Annotated in this window: 22 protein-coding genes, 1 tRNA gene and 3 pseudogenes; 12 read left to right on the plus strand and 14 right to left on the minus strand. The window is 63.4% G+C overall.

Going from position 1 to position 23,311, the window contains the following annotated elements:
• Positions 1-111 precede the first annotated feature (111 nt).
• From AB0B25_RS24150 to AB0B25_RS24160, 3 genes are all read right to left on the minus strand, one after another.
• Positions 112-1,401, minus strand: a complete 1,290-nt coding sequence (locus AB0B25_RS24150; protein ID WP_357183542.1) for an aromatic ring-hydroxylating dioxygenase subunit alpha — start codon at positions 1,399-1,401, stop codon at positions 112-114.
• A gap of 78 nt (positions 1,402-1,479) precedes the next feature.
• Positions 1,480-1,902: an acyl dehydratase gene (locus tag AB0B25_RS24155; RefSeq protein ID WP_357183545.1), complete on the minus strand. Its 423-nt coding sequence runs from the start codon at positions 1,900-1,902 to the stop codon at positions 1,480-1,482.
• On the minus strand, positions 1,899-2,384 hold the full coding sequence (locus AB0B25_RS24160; RefSeq protein WP_357183548.1) for a MaoC family dehydratase N-terminal domain-containing protein: 486 nt from the start codon (positions 2,382-2,384) through the stop codon (positions 1,899-1,901). The genes AB0B25_RS24155 and AB0B25_RS24160 overlap by 4 nt, the downstream gene beginning before the upstream one ends.
• A gap of 102 nt (positions 2,385-2,486) precedes the next feature.
• Between AB0B25_RS24160 and AB0B25_RS24165 the strand changes: the two genes are divergently transcribed.
• Complete coding sequence (locus tag AB0B25_RS24165; RefSeq protein ID WP_357183551.1) at positions 2,487-3,338, plus strand: alpha/beta hydrolase; 852 nt, start codon at positions 2,487-2,489, stop codon at positions 3,336-3,338.
• The gene (locus tag AB0B25_RS24170; protein WP_357183554.1) at positions 3,319-4,548 is read left to right on the plus strand and encodes a multidrug effflux MFS transporter; all 1,230 of its coding nucleotides are present in this window, start codon (positions 3,319-3,321) and stop codon (positions 4,546-4,548) included. The genes AB0B25_RS24165 and AB0B25_RS24170 overlap by 20 nt, the downstream gene beginning before the upstream one ends.
• Before the next feature lie 97 nt (positions 4,549-4,645).
• Here AB0B25_RS24170 and AB0B25_RS24175 read toward each other — a convergent pair whose 3' ends face one another.
• From AB0B25_RS24175 to AB0B25_RS24185, 3 genes are all read right to left on the minus strand, one after another.
• Entirely contained in the window at positions 4,646-5,179 is a 534-nt protein-coding gene (locus AB0B25_RS24175) for a YbhB/YbcL family Raf kinase inhibitor-like protein (protein ID WP_357183557.1), read from the minus strand.
• Between the two features lie 21 nt (positions 5,180-5,200).
• Positions 5,201-6,562 (minus strand): M20/M25/M40 family metallo-hydrolase, encoded by a 1,362-nt coding sequence (locus AB0B25_RS24180; protein ID WP_357183559.1) that lies wholly within the window; start codon positions 6,560-6,562, stop codon positions 5,201-5,203.
• A 184-nt stretch (positions 6,563-6,746) separates the two neighbouring features.
• Positions 6,747-7,103 carry a helix-turn-helix domain-containing protein gene (locus AB0B25_RS24185; protein WP_357183562.1) on the minus strand — a complete coding sequence of 119 codons (357 nt, stop codon included), beginning with the start codon at positions 7,101-7,103 and terminating at the stop codon, positions 6,747-6,749.
• A gap of 163 nt (positions 7,104-7,266) precedes the next feature.
• Between AB0B25_RS24185 and AB0B25_RS24190 the strand changes: the two genes are divergently transcribed.
• On the plus strand, positions 7,267-8,136 hold the full coding sequence (locus AB0B25_RS24190; protein WP_357183565.1) for an NAD(P)-binding domain-containing protein: 870 nt from the start codon (positions 7,267-7,269) through the stop codon (positions 8,134-8,136).
• A gap of 147 nt (positions 8,137-8,283) precedes the next feature.
• Positions 8,284-8,368: transfer RNA gene (locus tag AB0B25_RS24195), tRNA-Leu, on the plus strand.
• A gap of 243 nt (positions 8,369-8,611) precedes the next feature.
• On the opposite strand, the gene AB0B25_RS24200 is transcribed toward AB0B25_RS24195, so the two are convergent.
• The 4 genes from AB0B25_RS24200 to AB0B25_RS24215 form a co-directional block, all read right to left on the minus strand.
• Positions 8,612-8,779 (minus strand): hypothetical protein, encoded by a 168-nt coding sequence (locus tag AB0B25_RS24200; protein ID WP_357183567.1) that lies wholly within the window; start codon positions 8,777-8,779, stop codon positions 8,612-8,614.
• Between the two features lie 138 nt (positions 8,780-8,917).
• The gene (locus tag AB0B25_RS24205; protein WP_357183569.1) at positions 8,918-9,304 is read right to left on the minus strand and encodes a hypothetical protein; all 387 of its coding nucleotides are present in this window, start codon (positions 9,302-9,304) and stop codon (positions 8,918-8,920) included.
• A gap of 96 nt (positions 9,305-9,400) precedes the next feature.
• Entirely contained in the window at positions 9,401-9,811 is a 411-nt protein-coding gene (locus tag AB0B25_RS24210; RefSeq protein WP_357183572.1) for a hypothetical protein, read from the minus strand.
• A complete protein-coding gene (locus AB0B25_RS24215) occupies positions 9,808-10,482 on the minus strand; it encodes a hypothetical protein (RefSeq protein ID WP_357183575.1) in 675 nt (224 codons plus the stop codon). Before AB0B25_RS24215 ends, AB0B25_RS24210 begins: the two co-directional genes overlap by 4 nt.
• Before the next feature lie 1,000 nt (positions 10,483-11,482).
• Between AB0B25_RS24215 and casA the strand changes: the two genes are divergently transcribed.
• Genes casA through cas6e form a run of 5 tightly spaced genes read left to right on the plus strand, consistent with a single transcriptional unit; the run spans position 11,483 to position 16,439 of the window.
• Entirely contained in the window at positions 11,483-13,150 is a 1,668-nt protein-coding gene (gene casA, locus AB0B25_RS24220) for a type I-E CRISPR-associated protein Cse1/CasA (protein WP_357183577.1), read from the plus strand.
• On the plus strand, positions 13,147-13,731 hold the full coding sequence (gene casB, locus AB0B25_RS24225; RefSeq protein WP_357183580.1) for a type I-E CRISPR-associated protein Cse2/CasB: 585 nt from the start codon (positions 13,147-13,149) through the stop codon (positions 13,729-13,731). The genes casA and casB overlap by 4 nt, the downstream gene beginning before the upstream one ends.
• Positions 13,732-13,755: 24 nt before the next feature.
• Positions 13,756-14,901: a type I-E CRISPR-associated protein Cas7/Cse4/CasC gene (gene cas7e, locus AB0B25_RS24230; RefSeq protein ID WP_357183582.1), complete on the plus strand. Its 1,146-nt coding sequence runs from the start codon at positions 13,756-13,758 to the stop codon at positions 14,899-14,901.
• Entirely contained in the window at positions 14,898-15,704 is an 807-nt protein-coding gene (gene cas5e / locus AB0B25_RS24235) for a type I-E CRISPR-associated protein Cas5/CasD (protein ID WP_357183585.1), read from the plus strand. The genes cas7e and cas5e overlap by 4 nt, the downstream gene beginning before the upstream one ends.
• A gap of 3 nt (positions 15,705-15,707) precedes the next feature.
• A complete protein-coding gene (gene cas6e, locus AB0B25_RS24240; protein ID WP_357183587.1) occupies positions 15,708-16,439 on the plus strand; it encodes a type I-E CRISPR-associated protein Cas6/Cse3/CasE in 732 nt (243 codons plus the stop codon).
• A gap of 750 nt (positions 16,440-17,189) precedes the next feature.
• Here the strand turns inward: cas6e and AB0B25_RS24245 are convergent.
• Positions 17,190-17,654 (minus strand): integrase core domain-containing protein, encoded by a 465-nt coding sequence (locus AB0B25_RS24245; protein WP_357183589.1) that lies wholly within the window; start codon positions 17,652-17,654, stop codon positions 17,190-17,192.
• Here AB0B25_RS24245 and AB0B25_RS24250 point away from each other — a divergent pair.
• Positions 17,560-18,449 (plus strand): annotated as a pseudogene (locus AB0B25_RS24250) (IS30 family transposase); the annotation flags it as partial. The gene AB0B25_RS24245 and the pseudogene AB0B25_RS24250 overlap by 95 nt on opposite strands.
• A gap of 120 nt (positions 18,450-18,569) precedes the next feature.
• Here AB0B25_RS24250 and AB0B25_RS24255 read toward each other — a convergent pair.
• The 3 genes and pseudogenes from AB0B25_RS24255 to AB0B25_RS24265 form a co-directional block, all read right to left on the minus strand.
• Positions 18,570-18,809 (minus strand): annotated as a pseudogene (locus AB0B25_RS24255) (hypothetical protein); the annotation flags it as partial.
• Between the two features lie 422 nt (positions 18,810-19,231).
• Entirely contained in the window at positions 19,232-20,395 is a 1,164-nt protein-coding gene (locus AB0B25_RS24260; protein WP_357183597.1) for a PLP-dependent aminotransferase family protein, read from the minus strand.
• A gap of 81 nt (positions 20,396-20,476) precedes the next feature.
• Positions 20,477-20,812 (minus strand): annotated as a pseudogene (locus tag AB0B25_RS24265) (winged helix-turn-helix domain-containing protein); the annotation flags it as partial.
• 1,677 nt (positions 20,813-22,489) lie between these two features.
• On the opposite strand from AB0B25_RS24265, the gene AB0B25_RS24270 reads away from it, so the two are divergent.
• Positions 22,490-22,780: a transposase gene (locus AB0B25_RS24270; protein WP_357183592.1), complete on the plus strand. Its 291-nt coding sequence runs from the start codon at positions 22,490-22,492 to the stop codon at positions 22,778-22,780.
• Positions 22,777-23,311 (plus strand): IS3 family transposase (locus AB0B25_RS24275; RefSeq protein WP_357183594.1); only part of this gene is annotated, 535 nt, incomplete at its 3' end. The genes AB0B25_RS24270 and AB0B25_RS24275, both read left to right, overlap by 4 nt.

Here is a 23,311-nt window from a genome sequence, read left to right on the forward strand (position 1 = left end):
GATGTACCTGGGTGTTGCTGTGTCGAGCGACGAACCGCCAGGCGAGGGGTGCGACCGCGACAACAGCCCCACCGGCGAACAGAGCGATCAGGGTCTTGAACATGGATTCCTCTATTCGCTCGACGTGACGGGTTCTGCGGGCTTGGCTGCCGCCGTGCCCGCGCGCGAGGCGGGTGCCCGGCGCTCACGGGTCCTGGCGACCGGTTGCGGTGTGAATTCGGCGGCTGCGGCGAGCTTCGCGGCGTACTCTTCCTCGGCGAGATTTCGCCACGTGGTGAGCGAGACGTCGGGTCGATACAGCTTCTCCGGCGGCGCGTCGGTGACTTCGACCATCCAGGCGTCCTGCCCGGAGAACTGGCCGTGGAACAGCCAGCGGATCGCGCCCAGGTACTTCGCGTAGAAGCCGAGCTTTTTGACCCCCGACACGAAGTTCACCATCAACCCGACGTACCTGTGCCGGTCATCGTCGACCGGCACGTAGAACTCGTAGTGGATGAAGTTGGGGTAGGCGATGCGCAGTACGCCGGGCATGGACAGGGAAGCGAATCCCGGGAAGTTCTGCGCGGCGATGACGGGATTGACCTCGAGTCCGGCACCGACGTTGCCGATCTGCGACACCTTGGTCTCGTCCGGCTTCTTCTTCCACCATCGCTTGTTGGTCCATGTTCCGACGCCAGGGAAATCGGCCTCCCAGTACACCTCGTCCTGCACTCGGTAGATCCACCGGCCTTCGGGCACGATGCGGGTGATGTTCCAGGTCGGCATCGGCTTGAACAGCCGCCACAGTGCAGTGCGATGGAGATATTTCGCGTGCCCCTCGTCGAAGCCGTTCTCACAGGCGAAACGCCAATTTCCCGCGCGTGGCTGGATGCGCCCGCCGACGATTCCGGCGTTCTCGACCAGCTCGCGCGGCAGTTGTTCGTCGATCGGTGGCGCTGGCTCGCTCGCGATCGGGATGTACACCCAGACCAGTCCCAGCCGCTCCTCGACCGCGTACGTCTGGACCGAGAGCTTGCCGCAGATCTTGGAGTCGGGCCCGTCGGTGATGACCGCGGCGAGCTTGCCGTCGGTCAAGCGATATGTCCATCCGTGGTACGGGCAGCTCACCGTTCCCGGGAATTGCTGGTTGCCTTCCGACAGCGGCACGCCACGGTGTGGGCAACGGTCGTGCAGCGCGTAGGCCTTGCCGGCGTCTCGGATGACGGCGAGTTTCTCACCGCAGATCGTGTAGCTTTTCGGGTTCTTGGTGATGTGACTGGACCAGGTGACGGGGTACCAATACCCCCGGTACCCGCTACCCGCCGCGTTGTACTTCGGCCAGGCCGTCCAGTCCTGGCGACCGGCCGCGCGCGGCCGCTCCGGGACAGCCTGGGTGTCTTCCGGCGCGTCGACACCAGTCATGTGAAGTCCTTTCGACACGAGATGTTGTTACGGCGATCCTGGGTGAATGCTGAGCGAGCGCCAACGGATCGGGTTTACTCAGCAGACCGGTTCCGCGTTGCCGATCACCACGGCTTCCCCTACCGCGCACGGTGCGCCGTCACCGCAGCGTTCCTCGAGATCGAGCGTGACGAGGCCGTCGGCGATCTCGCGAACGACTCCGGTCACGACGAGTTCACAGCCCACATACGCGGGCGCGCGGTTGCGCCAGCCGACGGAAACCACACCGCGCGGCCCGCCGGCGAACACCGCCGCGGCGCGGTAGAACAACGTCCCGTGCAACTGGGCCATCACCACCGGTGCGTCCAGCCCCTCGAGCCCGGCGTACTGGTGGTCGTAGTGGATACGATGCGAATTGTGCGTAGCGGCGCCGAACCGGAGCAGTAGCACCGGATCGGTCTGCAGAACAACAGGTTCGATGTGCTGGCCGACCGCGGCGCTGTGACTCGGTGCTGTGGTCATCGGACGATGAACCTCTCGATGACGGTGGCAAGGTCGCCCGCTCTGCGGGCGCGATACGTTTTCGACACGGTGAGCAGCAGAAACTCCGACCCCGGCTTGCCCTTGCGCTCGACGGTATCGAGAACGCGGCGCACTGTGATCGGATCATCGATCCGAACCGGGCGGTGGAAGGTGATGGTTTGCCCGCCCGCCATCAGGCGCACGTCGAGTCCATCGGTTCCGGGAACCTCGTCCCGGAACATGCCGTCGGCCCGGTAGTCGCCAGCGACTCCGCCGTCGGGACCTCGGAGCTGACTGGGCAGGTAGAGAGGATGCACTTCGAAGCTCGCCGACTGGGGATCGAGCAGGCGCGGGTCGGTCTCTCCGCACGCACGCGCGAACGCGACTGTCTCCACCGCGCGTAGCGGGCCGAGATCTCGGTGCTCGACGGTGCCGACCAGGGCACATGCCCGTTGTTCGGCAGCCCGCAAGTCTGCTCTCATGCGCCGATGCTAGGGCTGGGCTGCGGCACGAAACCACAGACCGGGACCATCCAGCGGACCGCGATACTTCACACCGTCTGCCGGATGGAGTCAGGTGTGCCCATGGCACAACCACCGAACAGCTTGTACGCCAGCGCAGCCGGCGTGAAGTTCCACTACCACGATCTCGGCGAGGGGGCTCCCACGATCTTCCTGCACGGCGGTGGACCCGGATGCACCGCCTGGTCCGACTTCGGGCCGGTGGCGCCGTTGTTCGCCCGCGATCGCCGCGCGATACTCGTCGACATTCTGCAGTACGGCCGGTCGGAGAAGTGCACGATCACCGGACCGATGTGGGACTTCCACGCCGCGAAGATCGTGGCCCTTCTCGATGAACTCGGGATCGCGCGCGCCGACTTCATCTGCAACTCCTGGGGTGGGACGATCGCACTCAATCTCGCCGCCAAATACCCCGACCGTGTTCGCACGCTGGTGGTGACCGGCAGCATGCCGGTGTTCTACGGTCCCCTCGCTCCCCTGCCGGAAAACGGTCACCGTGGGCGTACTGCCCGGGATGTCTACTACGGCGGGGAGGGGCCGACCCGGGAGAAGATGCGCCAGCTGATCACTCGACTCGAGTGGTTCGACGGGGACAAGCTTCCGGAAGAGACGCTCGACATGCGTTACCAGCAGAGCCTCGATCCCGAAGAAATGGCGCTCGCGGCGTCCTCGGACAATCCGCGTGGTGACTGGCAGGACCTCACCGCCGAACTCGGGATGATCGAAGCTCCGGTGTTGTTCGCCTGGGGAATGAACGACGCATTCCTCACCCCGGACTATCCCTTGATGCTGGCTCGCATGATCACGCACGGCCACCTGTACGTGATGGACAAGGCGTCACATCACCTGCAAGAGGAACGACCCTTCGACTACTACTCCGTGGTGACCGGGTTCCTTGACCAACAACATCCGTGACGCCGAGGTCGTCGCCGCGGTCGAGGGGGGAAGCAGGCTGCGACTGGTCCTGATCCTCGGAGTGCTCACCGCCCTGGGGCCGTTCACCGTCGACATGTATCTCCCGGCGCTGCCGACGATCACCGCCGAGTTCCACACCACCGAAACCGCAGTTCAACTCACCCTGACGGGGACATTGGTCGGACTCGCGATCGGTCAGCTCGTCGTCGGTCCGTTGTCGGACATGTACGGACGACGCCGACCACTCGTCGTTGGCACCGTCTTGCACGTCATGGCTTCGGTGTTCTGCTTCTTCGCGCCGTCCATCGCGGCACTCGGTGCCCTGCGCACACTGCAGGGCTTCGGCGCTGCCGCGACCGGAGTGATCGCTATGGCGGTCGTACGTGACCTGTTCGTCGGTCGAGCCGCGGCCGTCGTCCTGTCGCGGCTGATACTCGTGATGGGTGTGGCGCCGATCCTTGCCCCGTCGGTCGGGGGCCTTCTCCTGACCGCGGTCTCGTGGCAGGGAGTGTTCCTCGTTCTGGCCGGGCTCGGCACAGTGATGATGGTGCTGGGCGGATATGCGATGCCGGAGACCCTGCCGCCCTCCGCTCGTACGAGCCGAGGGATGGCGTCGGTAGTGCGGATGTACCTGACCTTGGGTCGTGATCTCCCTTTCCTCGTTCTGGTGTTGGTGTGCGGACTGGGGCGAGGGGTCCTGTGGGCATACGTCGCCGGTTCGTCGTTCGTGCTGCAGGATCAATTCGGGCTCGACCCGGCGTGGTACGGCTTCGCGTTCGCGGCCGGCGCCGTGGTGCTGATCGCTGCGTCGCAACTCAACGTCGTGCTGCTCGATCGGTGGTCCCCGCACCGCATCAGCGTCGCTTCGTTTCTGGTGAGCACCGCGGTCGGTGTCGGCTTCGTCGCTCTGGCGGCGACCGAGACCGGAGGAGTGCTCGGCTTCGCCCTACCGGTTCTCGTGCTGATGTGCGCGACCGGCTTCGTGATGCCGAACGCGCCGGCGCTGGCCCTCTCACGTCACGGTGAGGCTGCCGGAACGGCGGCCGCACTGGTCGGATTCGCGCAGTTCGGCGCGGCGGCACTGGTCGCACCGGCAGTCGGCCTGCTCGGAAACACCAGCCTCGCGGTGGCGGTCGCGATGACGGTGTCGGCGACGTTGGGGCTCTTCGCGCTGGTGACGGTGCGCGGGCATTCCGGGCAGAGTGCGTGAGGCCGATCGCCGCAGGCCGGACAGGCTTTACTCCTGGAAAACGCTGTGGCCCTGAGTCGAAGGCAAACCGCTCAGGGCCACAGGTTCGCGTCGGGGACTATTTCTGCTCGTACGTGCCGATCAGGGTGGCTCGAGCCAATGCGTGCGAGAACAGATTGAAGCCGAGGTAGGCAGACGAGGCGTTCTCGTCGATCCCGAGGCTGTCGACGTCCACGGCGTGCACGACGATGAAATACCGGTGTGGCCCGTGCCCCGGTGGCGGTGCGGCGCCCACGAAGCCGTGGAAACCTCCGTCATTGCGCAGCGTGATCGCCCCGGCCGGAAGCGCCCCGCCCTCGGCGGCACTGCCCGCACCACTGGGCAGCGAGGTGACGCTCGCCGGAATGTCGGCGACCACCCAGTGCCAGAAGCCGGAAGCGGTCGGGGCATCGGGGTCGTACACTGTGACCGCGAAACTCTTGGTCTCCGCGGGGAATCCCGACCAGGACAGCTGTGGCGAGATGTCCTTGCCTCCCGCGCCGAACACGCCGCTGACCTGGTCGTTGCTCAGCGGCTGCCCGTCGGTGACATCATCGGAGGTGAGAGTGAACGACGGTATCGCCGGAAGCGCGTCGTACGGGTTGTAGGTCATGGAACCCCTTTTCGGATCGGTTCAGCTGTGCAGGAGGAAGTGTTCCAGTACGCGGGTGCCGAATTCGAGCGCCTCCACCGGAACCCGCTCGTCCACACCGTGGAACAGGGCGGTGAAGTCGAGGTCCGGCGGCAGCCGCAGCGGCGCGAAACCGAAGCAGCGAATACCCAAGCGGGCGAACGCTTTCGCGTCCGTGCCGCCGGAGAGCATGTAGGGCACGGTCCGGCCCTGCGGATCATGGGCCAGCACGGCGTTGTTCATCGCGTCGACCAGGTCACCGTCGAAGGTCGTTTCATAGGAGTCGAGTTTGGTGATCCACTCGCGCTCGACATCCGGGCCGATCAGTTCGTCCACCTCGCGCTCGAACGCCGCCTGCCGTCCGGGGACCACGCGGCAGTCCACTACGGCCTCGGCGGTCTGTGGGATCACGTTGGCCTTGTAGCCGGCCTGCAGCATGGTCGGATTCGCGGTGTCGCGCAGCGTCGCACCGATGATGCGGGAGATCGTGCCCAGTTTGGCGAGCTGACCCTCGATATCCGGGCTGGCGGGATCGAACTCCAGCCCGGTCTCCTCGGTGACCGCCGCGAGGAACGCGGCCACCGACTCCGAAAGCACCAGGGGGAAGGTGTGTTTGCCCAGTCGCGCCACCGCGGCGGCCAGGATGGTCACCGCGTTGTCCTCATGCAGGAACGAGCCGTGACCGGCGCGGGCCTTGGTGCGCAGCCGCATCCAGCCCAGGCCCTTCTCGGCCGTCTCGACCAGGTAGAGCCGACGTTCGGTGCCGTCGGGTCGCGGGACGGTCAGCGAGAACCCGCCGACCTCCCCCACCGCCTCGGTAACGCCCTCGAACAGGTCGGGCCGGTTGTCCACCAGCCATTGCGACCCCCACTTGCCGCCGTTCTCCTCGTCGGCGAGGAACGCGAACACCAGATCACGCGGCGGCACCGTGCCCTCGAGCTTGAACTGGCGAGCCACCGCCAGCATCATCCCGACCATGTCTTTCATGTCGATCGCGCCGCGACCCCACACATAGCCGTCGCGTACGGCGCCGGAGAACGGGTGCACGCTCCAATCCGAGGCTTCGGCCGGCACCACGTCCAGGTGCCCGTGGATCATCAAAGCGCCGCGGCTGGGATCGGCGCCGGCCAGCCGCGCGAAGACGTTGCCACGTCCCTGCGCGCCGGATTCGACGTACTCCGTGATATACCCCGCCTGCTGTAGTTGGTCGGCCACCCACTGCGCGCACTCGCATTCGCCCTTGGTGGTGGCCAGGTCGCCGGTGTTGGAGGTATCGAAGCGGATCAGCGTGCTGACCAACTCCACCACTTCCGATACCGCGCGAGAGTTTCGGTTCGGATCTATTCCATCGCCAGTTGCGGACACGCATCCTTTCCTACCACCTGACGCGCCGGTCGCTGTGCGCCCGGCCGTCGAGCCCCGCCCGCCGCGAGTCGGGTGTCCTCGGCCGTGGTGGGCAGTCGTCGGCCGGTGAAGACGGCGGAATTCGTAGGCCCGAACCCGATCGCCTGCTCGTGGAGAATCGTTCGGACACAAAGTGACGGGTGTGTCAGCCGCCTTGGTGCACGCGGTCCGCGCCGATCCGATCGATCCGGTCGCGACCCCACGTACCCAACGGTTGCAGGGCGGCGTTCAGCGCGACCCCGAGATCGGTAAGGCGGTACTCGACGCGAGGCGGCACCTCGCGATAGATCTCTCGGCTGACGATCTCGTCCTCCTCCAGTTCGCGCAACTGCTGGATCAGCATCTTCTCCGAGACTCCGGGCAGGCCCCTGCGCAATTCCCCGAACCGTCGAACGCCGTGACTGTCCAGCTCCCACAGGATCAGCGATTTCCATTTCCCGCCGACCACGTCCATCGCCGCGTCGATGCCACAGAAATATGGCCCGGCTCTCTTTTCGCCCATCCGTCTGCCCTCCCTACCTCGACACACACTTCTTGGTTGGTACCGCACCAAATAGTAGGTACTTGTCGCATGGTCGAGTACAGCGCAACCTTGGTTCCAGCGCGCTGACCACGACGTTTCGAACGTCCGACAAAACTCTGACTGCCAAGGAGTCGAACCTGTAATGACGGAAACATCGACAACCCCGGTGACCATCCTGGGACTCGGCGCGATGGGTCGAGCGCTCGCTTCGACGTTCCGCGCGGCTGGACTGCCGACGACAGTGTGGAACCGCAGCCCGGGCAAAGCCGCCGATCTCATCGCCGCAGGAGCCACCAGCGCGCCGACCGTCGAGCAGGCGATCGGGCCGGGTGGACCGATCATCGCGGTCCTCCTCGACCACGCCTCGGTGCACGCGACCCTGGACCCGGTCGCAGACCAGATGACAGGTCGCCAACTGATCAACCTGACCAGCACTGCCCCGGCCGAATCCCGCGAACTCGCGGCATGGGCCGCCGCCCACGGCATCGACTACCTCGACGGCGGCATCATGGCGGTCCCGTCGATGATCGGCGCACCCGGCGCCGCCATTCTCTACAGCGGCTCACGGCAGGTCTTCGAGACCCGCCGTGGAATTCTCGAATTGCTCGCTGCCGCAGAATATTTCGGTGACGATGCGGGTTTCGCCTCCACCTATGATTTCGCCCTGCTGGCCACCATGTACGCCATGTTCGGCGGTTTCCTGCATGGAGCGGCCCTGATGCGGTCGGTCGGCGTCTCCGCTGCCGAGTTCGGTCAGCGGGCCGCCGCATGGGTGACGGCGATGACGCAGTCATTGCCGCACCAGGGCCGCGTCATCGACACCGGCGACTACACCGACCCCGTCCAGTCCATCGCCTTCCACAAGTCCGCGATCGACGCGATCAACCGCGCGAGCCACGACGCAGGCATCGCTTCCGACTTCGTCGCCCCGCTCCGGACCCTCCTCGACCGCCAGGTCGCCGATGGTCATGGCGCCCTCGGATTCGAGCGCACGTTCGAGGAACTCCACTGAATCGACCCCCGCGAGCCGTGCGCCCGAAACCTTCCGTTCGTCGCACGGCGTCCGCGCCGTCAACCCGCGAAGCCACCGAAGTATTGGCAGGTCCAGGCGCGATTTGGTCCACGAGGGGTGATCCGATAATCTTGCTGAGCACCACCGGTCCGGGTGGCGGAATGGCAGACGCGCTAGCTTGAGGTGCTAGTGCCCTTTATCGGGCGTGGGGGTTCAAGTCCCCCTCCGGACACAAAATTGCAGCATCTGTGCCGAAGGAAAGGTGTTCGAGCAGTGCTCGGACACTCATCTTGACTCGATCCTCCCGACCTGCGGTTTCACCCTCTCTGGGGGTGATCTGTGTGACCGATGGGTTGAGCCCAGCAAGATGGTGTACGAACTGAACGCCTCTGCAATGCAGGGTGTGTCGTAACAGTAAATGGGATGGTCACCGCGTGAACCTTCAGGAGACCTACCAAGTCATGAGAAGGAAGTTTCACGCGATAACCTCTGCCCAGCCTATCGACCCGAGCAAATGTTGTCGGATCAACTCGCTGTCGCCAGCCCTGACCTGCTGCGGAAAGAAACCGAATCGTTTCTCGTCGTTGCCTGCGGACAGCCAATGCTGCATCACGCCTGCGAGCCTGTTCACCATCTGATGCATCACGGCTTCTTAGGTCAAGTTGTCTCGGATGACGGCCTGAATGATTTCGTTCATACTTACCGTGTACCCGAGGTGCGCCGGGCCCGGCTCCGGGTCGCCCACCGTCATTGCTATCGGGATATCGGTCGCAACTAGTGATTAGCTACGCATCGCCCGCCATATTTCACCGACAGGTGGATTCGAGAGGCCGTAGGCAAGCACACCGTCTGCGGTGTCAAAATTGAGAATGGCATCGAAGTCGACAACCCCCGCTGCCAAGAGAATCTGCAACGGTATTTGACGTGACTCGGTGAAAGCCGCGCATTGCAACGCAAATACCGCTCGCTGATGTGCTTCATCATGTTGTTCGGCAAGCCTTCGCCAGCAGAGATTGATCGCTTGCACAAGGGTTGTCGGGTACGCGTGAGGTACGGATTCCTCGTCATCGAGCGATCTCATTATCAGCTGCTCGTACTGGCTGATTCCTGATGGCCCCTCATAACAGTTACGCAGGTACGCTGCGGCAAGCTTTAGAGCCAGTGCCATCGGTCCAACTGCCGGGCCAGATGGGCCAGCCGATCGATGTGGTCATCGCTCGGCAGTGGGCGCCCTGTCAACCTCAGCGACACCAACTGCACCGATTCATCGTTTGTCATGTTCACGACTTCGATCTCGGTAATCCCGGTCCCGGACAGCGCACCTCGCCGAACGGTGGTCACGAGAGCGTGCCCCAAACCACGGGGAGGTATCCACTGCGGCCTCCCGCGGGTCGACGACGTTGTCGAACACCATCAACCACGGTCGAGCCGATACCGCGCGGGCGGCGAACACCTGCTCGCGCGGATCGTCTCCGGCACCCCGCAGCCCCCAATCGGCGAGCCATCCCACGATCACACCGAACGAGTTCGGCAGACTCGCAGTACTGGACGCATCGATCCAGTAGATCTCCGCATACGCGTCGGCACGGTCGTCCGTCCAGGCTGCCGCAAGGCTGCTCTTGCCGATCCCGGACAACCCGAACAGGACGCAGATCGGCACGGTCGACCCGCTCACCGGTGTCGCCAGAATCTGCCCGATCTGGTCCAGAACCGACCGCCGGGCAACATCGGTGCCGCGCGGCGCCGGCAGAATATGAAGCGCCATTCCTTAGCCCGCAGAACGGACCGAGCCACCTCAGGATTCACACGCAGGTGACTCGCGAGATCGTCACCCGACAGATGGTGGTCGTGCTCCCCCGTGGCGATGTCCAAGGTCACGGCAACCAAATATTTTGACACCAGGTCGGCAGCGTCCCATCCGACACTGGAAGGGTCCGCATGGCGGCGCGCGGTGCGCACGAGTTCGCGCACACACTCATCGACCTCATCGGATTCCCGTGTATCGACCACAATGCTGGCTCGACGCAAACGCTCCCACCAGGTGTCATCGACAGCCGACAGCAATTGCCGAACCCGTTCCGACCGGTCGAGAAGCCGGTAGATGCCGTCACGGATCCGGTCCGCTGGCTCACCGCCCACGGCGTGTTGGACCAATAGCTCACGCAACGCCCGAACTCCCGCGCTCGCTTTCCTGTTGGTGATTACCAGATACCGATCGGAGTCGTTCCGCAACAGCCCCACCAGGATCCGCACCGCATCCCCCGGACTGAACGGACTACCTGCGACGCCACCCTTCACCTGCGCAGCAATCACGCCGCGCCCACCTTCGATGATCTCGAAATCCACGATTTCGGCATCCGCCGACGCGCCGTCGATCCCGCGATCCGAGGTCGACGACCACCGCCGTGAAGTCCCGCTCCGGCCTCAACCAGCTGCTCAGCGCGTACTCCAGAGTGCACAAGAACTGATACCGGAAGCCCCGCACCGCATCCGAGCCGCTCATCGTCGTCCTCCCTCGACGAGACCTTCGGCTCAATAGTGACGGCCAGGGGTCACAAGAAAGGTGGCTTCGATGAACCTTCGGTCAACATGGCTACGGCCGCGGCTCCAAACACACCGCCAGCATCGACTGCCTGAAATGAACTGATCAACAACCAATTACGGCAAACCTGCACCCGCAGCCCAGATTCCGGTGCGGGTTGGACCGAGCCGCCGCACTCGCCGACACGAGCGCGATACCTCCGGGCGTGCGCCGAGATTCTCATCATCGCCCATCGCCCATCGCCCATCGCCCATCGCCCATCGCCCATCGCCCATCGCCCATCGCCCATCGCCCGCGATCCCCGATAGCTGGTGCGTCGCGACCACCGCCGACGACGCCAAACCAGACTCGGCCGATTGACCCTGATCGAATTCGAGACAATCGTGACCCCAGCGACGCCACCGTGCGCTTGCCCCGACACCGCCTGCCGGGTCGGCCGGACCCTCGCTTTCCACCGACCGCGCATGTCGGGTGCACAACGTAGGGACTTCCCCCATATCGCCCGCGATAAGCACCTGGCACTATCGCATCCGGAACAATACTCACCATTGTCGAAAGATGGGATGTCATTGAGACACCGACGATATTGCTACGCTGTACTCCGATGCAGTTTTTAGACGTGAGCCGGTTGGATCGGTTTATTGGCGGCGCGCTGAGCTGCAGCCTGTTCGGACTCATCGAGGCACTTTTCCCGTGCCGAGTCTACGCAGCCACACTAACAGTACGAGAACACTCGGCACTTGTAGAAGTCTTGCCGCGTGCAGGTGCGCCTCGGAATGTCACCAGTATATTCGGAAGGCAGTCATGGCCGAAGCCGAAGCTGGTTTCGACTTAGTAGATCAGCCCTGGATAAACGTGCTCGACCATATTGCTGGGCGGGTCAGAACGGTGTCGCTCAGCGAGATTTTCGTCCGCGCGCATGATCTGGACCTCGCAGTCGACGACGTTTTGGAGGCTGTGGCGTTGCTGCGGCAGGTGTTGTTGCCGATCTATTGGCGATCGGTCGGCGTACCACGCACCGATTCCGAGTGGGGTGAACGTTGGTTGACCGGCCATTTGATACCCGGTTTGTCCGAGACCGAGCTGCAAGACGTGGAGACCAACCCGATTCTGGCGTATCTGGCCGATCATCGGGCACGATTCGATCTATTCGGGGATGAGCCGTTCGGGCAGGCCGCCAGGTTGCGCACAGCCAGGGGTGAGACGAGAACGGCAGCTGTGTTGATTTCGTCGATTCCGACGGGAAATAGTGTTCCACTCTTCGGTGTTCGCACCGATGCGGATCCCCCGGCTCTGACGCCTGCCCAGGCCGCACGAGCGATGCTCGCCACGCAGTGCTGGGACACAGCGGGATTGAAGTCGGGCGCGGCGGATGACCCTTTCGCGCAGCAGGGTAAATCGTACGGCAATCCCACCGGCCCGGTGGGGCAGTTGGGCGTGGTCGCGCCGCTCGGTGAGTCGATAGCGGCGACGCTGTTGCTGAACACACCGGTGATGGAGCAAGGGCTCGGCGATGAAGACATTCCTCCGTGGGAGGCATCTCCTCTGTGTGGCCGATGGTCGACTCGATCGGCGGTGGGAATCGTGGATCTGTTGACGTGGCAGGCGCGCCGAATCCGTCTGGTACCCGAAACCGGCATGGACGGTTCGGTCGTGGTTCGGCGGGTAGTTGTGACCGCGGGGGACCGGCTCGCCGCTGTCCCGATCGACATCGAGATCCACACTATGTGGCGCAACTCCGCGAATGGCGCCGCGAAGAGCGACGCTGTGGCGAAGCGGCCGGTTCGCCATCATCCCGGTCGTGAAGTGTGGCGCGACCTGCAGGGTTTGGTTGCGACCGACTCAGCGACCGACCGGGCGGTCGAGTCCTCGCGGCTACTGGCCGGTTTGGCTGAGCTGCGGCGTCGGAATGTGCTTCCCGATGGTGCGCCGGTGCGCGTTCTCGCCGCCGCGGTGTTCTATGGCGTCCAGTCCGCGGTGGTAGAGGATGTCTTGGTCGATGTGATGCCGCTGCCCGTGGCAGCGCTGGTCGCGGACTCGGCCGTCCGGCGGATCGTGTTTGATATGGCTACGGAGGCCGAGGGGCTGCACCGCGCTGCGATCGTCCTGGAAAAGGAGGTGCGTACCGCGGTACGCGCGAAGCCGCACACAGTTTGTCGCGCTGGTGAAGTGCTCGCGCACCGATTGGCACCTTTGATAAGCGAGACCTTGTCGGTCCTGCAGCAAACCCCGGCTCACGCCGCAGAAGCGGCGGCCATGTGGCGGGAGAATGCGCGTCGCCTCAGCATCGAGACCGCCGAAACCCTGCTCGCTGCGATGCCGCCACAAGCTTTCTTCGGGCAGATCGAGACGAACCCGAAGTCGGGCAAAACCTTTCGAACAAACCTCGACTCGGCAGCAGCAAGGTTCTACCGCGAGACCAGCAACATTCTCTGCGATGTCCCGGTCGTCGGCCATCAGGAACCACAATGAGATCCACAACCACACTCTTATCGGCGAACCACTATTGGAGCGACAAACGGGCATGGGGCGGAAAGAATCGACCGAACGGCGCTGTGCTGGCAACGCTGCGACGCGGGCTCGGCTACGAACCGGGCTCGGTCCCGGCTGTAATCCCCTACTACCGGACCCTCGACGCCGACGGCATGCTGACCCACCGGTTGTGGGCTGAGCACATCACCCTCTGCCTCTTCGCCGTGCACCAACAGTCGAAACCTCACCTCGTCCACATCCCGGGAATCGAGTTCGCGGCCACGATGGCACGTCTGCGCGCGACGCACCGTGCGGGTGCCGAGGGGCTGGATCGCCGTTTCTCGGCCGCGGCCACCGCGACCTCGCGCACCGAACTCGCCGGCCATCTACGCAGTCTCATCACTCGCCTCCGCCTGCTGCCCTACGGCGGATTCGACTATGACCGGCTCTACCGAGACATCCGCGACTGGGAGCAACCAGGAGAGACCGACCTTATCCGTCGACGGTGGGGGGCCCGCTACTTCGCAACTCACAGCGACGACACGCAACGTGCTGATTCCGACCCGAACTCGATCGAATGAAACCGGAAGATAAGTAGACCGTTCATGCCCTCGCCCAGACTCTTCATCGATATACATATCCTGCAGAGCTTGCCCCCCTCGAACGCCAACCGCGACGAGAACGGCACCCCCAAACACGCCCAATACGGCGCAGTCCAGCGCGCTCGCGTGTCTTCGCAAGCATGGAAGCGCGCCACCCGCACAACCATGACCACCGACGAGCAACACACTCCGGAGAAAGCATCGACCCGAACCAAGCGGATCGCCGCACTAGTCACCGCGCGCCTCGCGGAAAGGAGCGGTATCGACCGGCCGCAAGCGGCGCGGCTGGCGAACAGCCTGCTGGCGAACTTGGAAATAACCGCGGGTAGGCGGCCCACCGAGACCGCGTACTTGCTCTACTTCGGGAAAGCGCAAGTCGACGGCATCGTCGCCCTGGTCGCCGATCAAGCTGTCGAACTCGTCGCGCTCGCCGACGAGGAACTCGCGAAGGCCGTCAAAAACCTTCCGGTCAAAGAACAGCTGAGTTCGGGTCACCCGGTCGATGTCGCTCTGTTCGGCCGGATGGTCGCCAGAATCCCCCAGCTCAATGTTGATGCCGCGGTGCAAGTCGCGCACTCCCTGTCGACGCATGCTGTTCAGGTCGAGTTCGACTTCTTCACCGCTACCGACGATGAGAAACCCCGGTCCGAGGGAACCGGTGCGGAGATGATGGACACGACGGAGTTCAATTCCGCGCTCTACTACCGATACGCCACTGTCGGAGTACAACAGTTGATCGACAACCTCGACGGCGACACCGACGCCGCACTGACGGCACTGGAACGATTTGTGAACGCGTTCACCCGATCAGTGCCCACCGGGCACCAGACCAGTTTCGCTCACCACACCCGCCCTTATCTCGCCAGCCTCGTGGTGCGCGACTGCCCGGTCAACATGGTGACCGCATTCGAACGCCCGGTACGTTCCACCGACGGCATCGCCGCCGAATCCGCTAAACGCCTGGCGGCCGAGTTCGCGGAAACACAAACCATGTGGGGCTACGATCCGATCGCGACCCACTCCAGCTATCCCCTGTGCCATATCGAGGATCTCGGAGCTGAACTCGGGCAACCGCTTCAGTTCGCGCGAGCTGTCGAGGCCACCATCGCGGCGGTGCGCGACAAGTTGCCGACCGAAGGCCGCGCGTGACCACCGACACCGGCCACACGCCGTTCAGCTTGGTGTTGCGGCTTGCCGCGCCACTGCAATCATGGGGTGAGCACAGCCGATACAACCAGCGCCGTACGGCCGACCAACCCACCAAGAGCGGAGTTGTCGGACTACTCGCCGCCGCCGACGGACGCGAGCGCGATTCCCCCATCGACGACCTCACCGCTCTGCGATTGGGTATCCGAACCGACGAACCCGGCACACTGCTGCGCGACTATCACACCGTCAGCGACCACACCGGTGAGCCCCTGCCCTCCGCAACCCTCACCGCGCGCGGCGTCCAGAAACACGCAACCCTCGGCGGACGAAAGAAATTCACCCACGTGACCGAGCGGTTCTACCTGCAAGACGCCGTTTTCGTCGTCGCCCTCAGCGGAGCACCGCGACTTCTCGACCGGCTGCGCCAAGCCTTACGTCACCCCGCATATCCACTCGCACTCGGGCGACGCAGCTGCCCACCGACCCTGCCCCTGATCCTGCCACCCCCGACCGGAACCCTCTGGCCAGGCCATCTCGACACCGTGCTCGCCGTGGTGCCGTGGCAGCGGATCCAGGTCCGCAACCCAGCGGTCGACATACCCACCTTGCCCCCGCGAGCCCTCCCGATCACCCTGGATGACCCGCACGGCACCGACATCCGATACGACTCCCCCGTCACTTTCGCTCCGAAATCACGGCAATTCACCGCCCGGCGAGTGCGGCACGGATGGGTCACCGCGCCGATCCCGATCGACAGTGCCACCACCGCACCCTCGCCCGACTGGTTCACACTTCTGGACTGAACGATGACCTATCTGTCACGCATCTGGCTCAACCCATTGCGCACCGGCGCACAACGTCTCATCCGCAACCCCCACACCACCCATGCCGCCGTCCTCGGCGGAATCAGCCACCAACCACTCGACGAGCGCGTGCTATGGCGCCTCGACCACGACACCCCACACCGCGCCACCCTCCTCGTGCTCACCCGATCGATGCCCTCTTGGGACCACATCATCGAACAAGCAGGCTGGACGAACGCAGACGAGCCGCAAGCCCGCACCAAGTCATATCAGCCGCTACTCGACCGCGTCATCGACGGCGCCGTATTCCGGTTCAAACTCCGCGCCAGCCCCACCTACACCACCAAAAAACTGACGAAACCCTCGCATGCACAACAAGAACAACTCGCCCGAGACCGCCCCCGCGGCATCCGCGTACCGCACCGAACCGCCGTACACCAACTCAACTGGTTCCTGGAAAAGTCTCGAGAAAGATGGGGATTCACCACCCAGCCCGCGCTCGAACGCGACGCAGCCGTCGTCATTACGGAACGTAAACATCTCACCTTCAAGAAGAACCACACAACCAACACCCCACCGGTCACCCTCCACACCGCCACCTTCGAAGGAATCCTGCGCATAACCGAAAACGAACTCGCCCGCACCAGCCTCACACAAGGCGTCGGAACCGCCCGCGGATACGGCTGCGGACTCATCACCCTCGCCCCGCTCGTCGTTCCAGAGCACACGAGATGAAACCAGGCCACCGCACACCAGCCGGCACGTACCAGCCCCGCAGGTGCGGGGATCAGCCGTCGGATGTCAGCGCATCCCGTGTCGGCCCCGCACACGCGGGGATCACCCGTCGAATATCGGACATTTCGCAGGCGTGTACGGGCCCGGTCCCGCACACGCCGGGATCAATCCGGACGGTTGGGGAAGGCAGCCGAACTGTCCGATTCAGCCCCGCATACGCGGGGATCACCCGGTGCCTGTCATCAACGCGCAGGAGTGCGTGAAGTAGGCCCTGTGCACACACGGAGATCAACCCGGGCAAAGTTCCCGTTCATTGATCACCGAGTGATCGGCCCCGCATACGCGGGGTTCAACCACGGCGACATGATACGTGGCTCAACGAGCTGACGGAGCCTGCCCCGCACAGTACTTCGGTGAGTGCGGCGGCAGGCGGCTCGGCGTCACAGGTGCTGAGGCAGCACCTGAATCGTAGTGGAGCAGTTGGCGATCAACTGTCCGGTGTCATCAGTGACCCTGCGCTCCGCGATGGCCGTGCGCCGCCCCCATGCACAGCGTGCCACGGACGTCGGAGAGCATGATTGACGCCTCCGCTCTGCAATGCACACCTGGCATCGCCGAGGGGATCGCCGTCCCATAGATCCCTTGTTCGCCAGCAATAGTCTGTGGTCATGCTCGTAGATTCGCATCGCCTGGTCACAAGTACTCCCGATGACGCGGTGAATCGCCACGGGTTTGGGACCGGCTTCGGGTTTAGACCAGCGCCGGTCGGCGTGCTGGGTTTTGAGCGTAGTAGGCGGCTTCGTACTCGGTGGGTGTGAGGTATTCCAGACGGGAATGCAGTCGGGCGTTGTTGTACCAGTCGACCCATTCCATCAGGGCGTATTCGACTTCGGCGAGTGTCTTGAATGGGCCTTGCCGGTTGACGACTTCGGTCTTGAACAAGCCGATGATCGACTCAGCCAGAACATTGTCGTAGGCATCACCGACACTCCCGATCGAGGCCGAGAGTCCTTGCAGTGCAGTTGATTCAGTGAATGATATCGATGTGTATTGGGCGGATTCCATTGGTTGTTGCAACACTTCGAACGTGGAGGTGTTGATGGGGAGGCCAGCGGGGTGGATGGCGGCGTTGACGGGCAGGTCGCCGATGAAATCGCCTGGGGCGCCGTCGCTTCGGCGGGAGGTCGAGCGCGGGTTCTGGCGTGAGATCGCCAAAGGGAGCGCCAGTGAGGATGCCGCGATCGCTGTCGGAGCGTCGCAGGCGGCTGGCAGTCGGTGGTTCCGGGAGGGTGGCGGTATGCCGCAGATCTGTCTGATGGTGTCGGGGCGCTATCTGTCGTTCGCGGAGTGGGAAGAGATCGCACTGCTGAAGGTGCAGGGCTGTGGTGTGCGCGAGATCGCCCGACGGGTGGGGCGGTCACCGTCGACGATCTCTCGGGAGCTGCGTCGAAATGCGGCAACTCGTGGGCGGGAAGCTCGAGTACCGGGCGTCGGTGGCGCAGTGGAAGGCAGAACTGCTGGCCCGACGCCCCAAGCCAGCGAAGCTGGTCGCGAATGAACGACTGCGTGAGTATGTGCAACAGCGGCTTGCCGGCCAGGTTCGTAGCTCGGGGGGCGCTGGCGATGGGGCCGGTGACAGCTCAGTGGAAGGGCCGCAATAGGCCTCGTCGCCAGGATCGGCGCTGGACGATTGCCTGGAGTCCGGAGCAGATTTCGAATCGTCTGAAGCTGGATTTCCCCGATGATGAGACCATGCGCGTCAGTCATGAAGCGATCTATCAGGCGCTCTACGTGCAAAGTCGTGGAGCGTTGAAGCGGGAACTGGTCACCTGCCTGCGTACTGGTCGCGCACTGCGCGTCCCGCGGGCGCGGGCCCGCCAACGCGCTGCGGGGCATGTCACCGACGAGACGCTGATCAGTGAACGCCCCGCCGAGGTCGCAGATCGCGGGGTCCCGGGGCACTGGGAAGGCGATCTCATCATCGGAGCCGACAGGTCGGCGATCGGCACGCGGCCGCGCAAGTGTCTCGGCTATCGAACCCCAGCCGAGTGTGTTGCGTTGACAGCCTGAATCTAGGGATGCCAACTTCAGAATCTCGTTGGCCTGCTTCAGTTCTCGATTCTCACGGCGCAACCGCAGGAGCTCCTCCTGCTCGGCATTAGAAACCTTCGCCGTCCCCGGCCTGGCGGCCGGATCGGCCAGGGCCTTCACGATCCACACCCGCAAACTTTCCGGATGCACATCGACTATAGGACCGATCGCACGAGCCGCGGCATACGCGGAGGGGTACTCATCGAGATGATCGAGAGCCAGACGCAAAGCCTTCTCACGAACCTCGGGCGGGTAACGCTTCGACACGATGAGAACCATCTTCCTCAAGACGTGAAGCGGCCCCAAACCCGTGGCGATTCAGACTTTCGAGGACTCAAGACGTGACCTCGCCCCAGTTGTTTCTCAATCGGGCTCACTTCTGCGGCAGGCGCGGGCTGAGCGGCTGGGCCGATGTCACGTCAAAAGATGAAATAGAAATTAGAGCCACTCAAAACATTCCTACTTGGATGAATCCGGCGGCAGTGCCAGGCGCGTACGCTGCGCTCGCGGACAGGAGAAGACGCGGAAAGGACAGCTTCGGGCCGAAACCCCACCGACTCCTGGAGCGATCACAAGCAGCCAATTGTGCTCTCTTCGAGCGAAACGTATGTGGACGCGGTGGATATTTTCCCAATCGGGCATTGATATCGTCTCCGGCGTGCCGAGGCTGTGTAAGTCTCGACCGCGGTGAACTGACAGACCTACGCTGGGTGGTGAACTGCCGTGGCGCCGCGATGGCCAGCACTCTCGATTGCCGTCTGTAGCAGAGTGAGGGCCTTGTCGACATCGGACAGCGGTAGCGCTCCGTATCCCAAGATGAGGCCGTCCGGACCATCGCTCATTCGGAATTGGGAGAGCGGGAGGACATGGATACCTAGTTGCCGGGCGCGGATGGCCACGGCGCTCGCGTCGATGTTGGGCGCGGTCCACGCCGCCACGTGCAGACCCACCGCAGACGGAATGATCGCCATCGTGTCGACGAAATCCGACTCGAGCAGTGTGACTATCCGGTCGTGTCTGGCCCGGTACTCGCTGCGCATCCGTCGAATGTGTTTGGCCAGCAACCCTTCCTCTATGAAACCGGCGAGTGCAGCCTGGCCTGGCTCTGGTGAGTGCCGGTCGACAATGAATTTCGCGGTCCGTAAGGCGGTCGATAGCGATCCGGGTGCTGCCATGAAACCCAGTCGTAGCACCGGCAGCAAGGTCGTGGAAAAGGTTCCGATGTAGACGACCCGGCCCGCAGGGTCGAGGCTGTGCAGCGGTTTCAATACACCACCGCTGTATCGGAAATCAGTGTCGTAATCATCCTCGATGACGACGGCGTCGCGATTGCGCGCCCACTCCAGCAACTCGACCCGGCGCGCCAACGACATCGGAATACCAAGCGGAAATTGGTGCGAGGGTGTGACATAGACGATTCGAGCGTCGTCGGGCAGCCGGTCTACCCGCAATCCCTCGGAGTCCACCGGGACACCCACGACCTCGGCGCCGATAGCTCTGAACAGGTCCCGCACCTTCGGGTAACCGGGATCCTCAACGGCAACACAGTCACCCGGCCGCAGCAATACTCGGCCGACCAGATCGAGCGCCTGTTGGATGCCCTGAGTGACGACGATGTGTTCGGCCGACGCGTGCACATCCCGCGAGACATCGATGTAGCGAGAGAGGGCGGCCCGCAGCGTAGGAGGACCAGCCGGGTCGCTCAGCATGCCCGTGCCCATCGACGACGCTCGCAGCGACTGCGTTGTGAGTCGTCGCCACGTCGTGTACGGGAACAGGCTCATGTCGGGGATGCCCGGACGCAGGTCGTAGCGAGGTACGTAGCTGAAGGATCCGACGCGGGGGACAGGGATACTCGTCCACACTGGTAACGGTCTAACCGCGGGCACAGTCTCGTGCCGAACGGGGCGATCCCGCACCGCAGCGCGAGCGCGGACGAACGTCCCTGCGCCCCTACGAGCTTCAACCAGTCCATCGGCAACCAGCCGATCGTAGACTCCCGTCACAGTGTTGCGGGAGACTGCCAACCGCCTCGCCAATTCGCGCGACGACGGCAGCGGCTGGTCAGCCGCCAATCGTCCATCGAGCGCGGCGGCTTTGATTTGTTGATAAATCTGTCCGGCAAGATCTCTGCGACTGGAGAGTGTTACATTTAAGTCCATGCTTTGTCCTCGATTACCGATCGCCACGGATCGAGTGGAGGACAGAATGTTCCAGAGCAATCCCTTCGCCGGCTGGGTAGTCGACCCTACACCGCGCGGCAGCATGCAATTGTGGTGCATAAAATTGCAGAATTGTCATTAACATTTCCTTGTTCGAATCGAGATATCGTGCAGTCGGAGTCAGAATTGGATGGCCTTGTGTTTTGCAGCAATAATTGCGCCGTTCGCGTCCGAATAGCGACGTTCGCTTTCAGTATTCGCCAACAACCCGGGATTTCCCGCACCGTTGGTGGGTGACGCCGCACCTGCGCGCAGCGCAGAAGCGCTGATGAATCAATAACGACCGATGTCTCAAGCGCCACCCTCGACGCCGGGGAGGGGTCTGGATGTCCCCGCCGCACCCAGACCCCACTTCCCCGACGCGGCCACCAGCATTTGCGGGCGGATCGCGTTGCACAATGGTGACCTACCGACGACCTACCGATAAAGACCTATGGAGACGACCGTGCGGACCCGCGACCCTCGCAGCCCATACTCGGATTTCTCCACGACCAGGATCTGCGGCACATCAGAGCGACGCCTCGATCGGTCCGAATCGGCTCGATTCGACGACCGTGCAGGATTGGTCGGAGCTGTAGGAGTGGCGAGAACGGGGTGGTGCCGGATCTTGAATCCACCGAACATAGGTGTGTCGCTGTTTTCCGCGCCGCCGGTCCGTTTACCCGGGCAGTGGGTAGATCGGCTGGCTACGAGTAGTTTCTTGCGGTGTCGGTCCGGCCTGCACGATCGCTTTGGTCAAGTTCCCGTTGTCGCCGATCTCGATGATGCGAATCACGCACGCCGCCGCCAATCTCATCGATCCGACATTCTTCGTCTGCGTGTTGCTTTACGGCTGCCTGGCTGTTCGGTGCGCCAGCGTTGGCAGCCGACCTATTGGCGTCTGTACATGACGAGGTGTCGCGGCATTCACGGCATACCGTGGCAGTGTTGGCGGGAGTTCGAGCAGGTACGCCGTCGAGATCCTCCGCCATGCGTGGTCGGGACAGATGGGACAACAGGTGATGATGTGACGGCATCGGAGTCGGGCGATAGCGAGGCAAACCGAACGAAGTTCGGTAATTCAGCCTGGAAAGCTCCGGGTCAACAAGTGCGCTCCCCGCGCACGCGGGGATGATCCCGCATCGTCAAGGCAGTCTTCAAGTCCGACTACGCGCTCCCCGCGCACGCGGGGATGATCCCAGAGATGAGACATGAACAAGAGCCAGTTGGTAGCGCTCCCCGCGCACCCGGGGATGATCCGCGATCAGAGTGTCGAGTGAAGCGGTACAGCAAGTGTGTCAACGTCGGTTGAACCTTGGTTCTGGCTCGCATTTCGTGATTGACCCAGGCCGGGATGCTGTGGGCTACTTGCTGGTTGGCAAGATGTACGGTGCACTGGTCTTGATGTGTTGACGATCTTGTTCCCGCATCTGGACGGCATGATGATCAGCACCGTTCGTGCAATCGGTTCCACCGTCCGGATCGACGCAGCCACCCCGAACGAGCAGGTGGAGTGTCCCTGCTGCTCGACACCGTCACGGCAAGTTAAAGCGATTACCGTATGGATGTCTGAAGTTGAGCGGCGGATGTGCAGTATTCGACCGTGCCATTTTCGGTCACAGCGAGACCTTCTGATCTGCGCCGCAACAGATCTTGTCAAGCATGACGCGTCGGTAGTGATCACTGAAGGGTTGAGGTGCCCGAAGATTCTCGGACAGTAACCCAAAGTAGGATTTGGGGAGCTGAATGGAGTTGTTTGTGGCACAGAAGAAGTCGCGTGGCTTCAGCCCGGAGTTCCGGGAGACGGCTGCGCGGGAAGTGGTGGAGAAGTCGTGTGCAGTCGCTGATGTTGCACGCGATTGCGGGGTTAGTGGTCAGACTATCCGGACTTGGGTGAAGAATTTCCGGGATACGCATGTGACCGGTCCGGAGTTGTCGATCTCCGAGCGTGCTCGGTTGAAGGAACTGGAGCGGCGAGTACGCGAACTGGAAGAGGAGAACCGGTTCCTGGGAAAATCGGTAGCCTTCTTCGCGAAGAAGCACCGGTGACACTGAAATACACGTTCATCGCCTCCGAAGAAGGCCATCATTCCGTTGTGTCAATGTGCCGGTGGGCGAAAGTATCACGATCGGGCTATTACGCATGGCTCAACCGTGAGCCCTCGGCCACCGCGCAGCGGCGCGACATCCTCGCCGCGGAAATCCGATTCTGTTTCGACCGTTCCGACGACACCTACGGTTATCGGCGCATCCACGCGCAGCTGGCGCGGTGGGGCACGATGGCGGACCCGGAAACCATCCGTACCATCGTGCGTGAGCTGGGCCTGATCGCCTGCCAGCCGCGGCCGTTCCGACCGGTCACCACCCTCGCCGGCGACGCGGCCGACCTGCCGGATCTGGTGCGGCGTGACTTCACCGCCACCGCGCCGGCGGCGAAACTCGTCGGCGACATCACCTACATTCGCACCTGGGAAGGATGGCTGTTTTTGGCCACTGTCCTCGACTGCTTCTCGAAGAAAGTTGTGGGCTGTGCGATGGCCGATCATCTGCGTACCGAATTGGTGTCCGATGCGCTGCGCA

The organism is Nocardia sp. NPDC049190 (assembly GCF_040648115.1).
Classification (GTDB): domain Bacteria; phylum Actinomycetota; class Actinomycetes; order Mycobacteriales; family Mycobacteriaceae; genus Nocardia.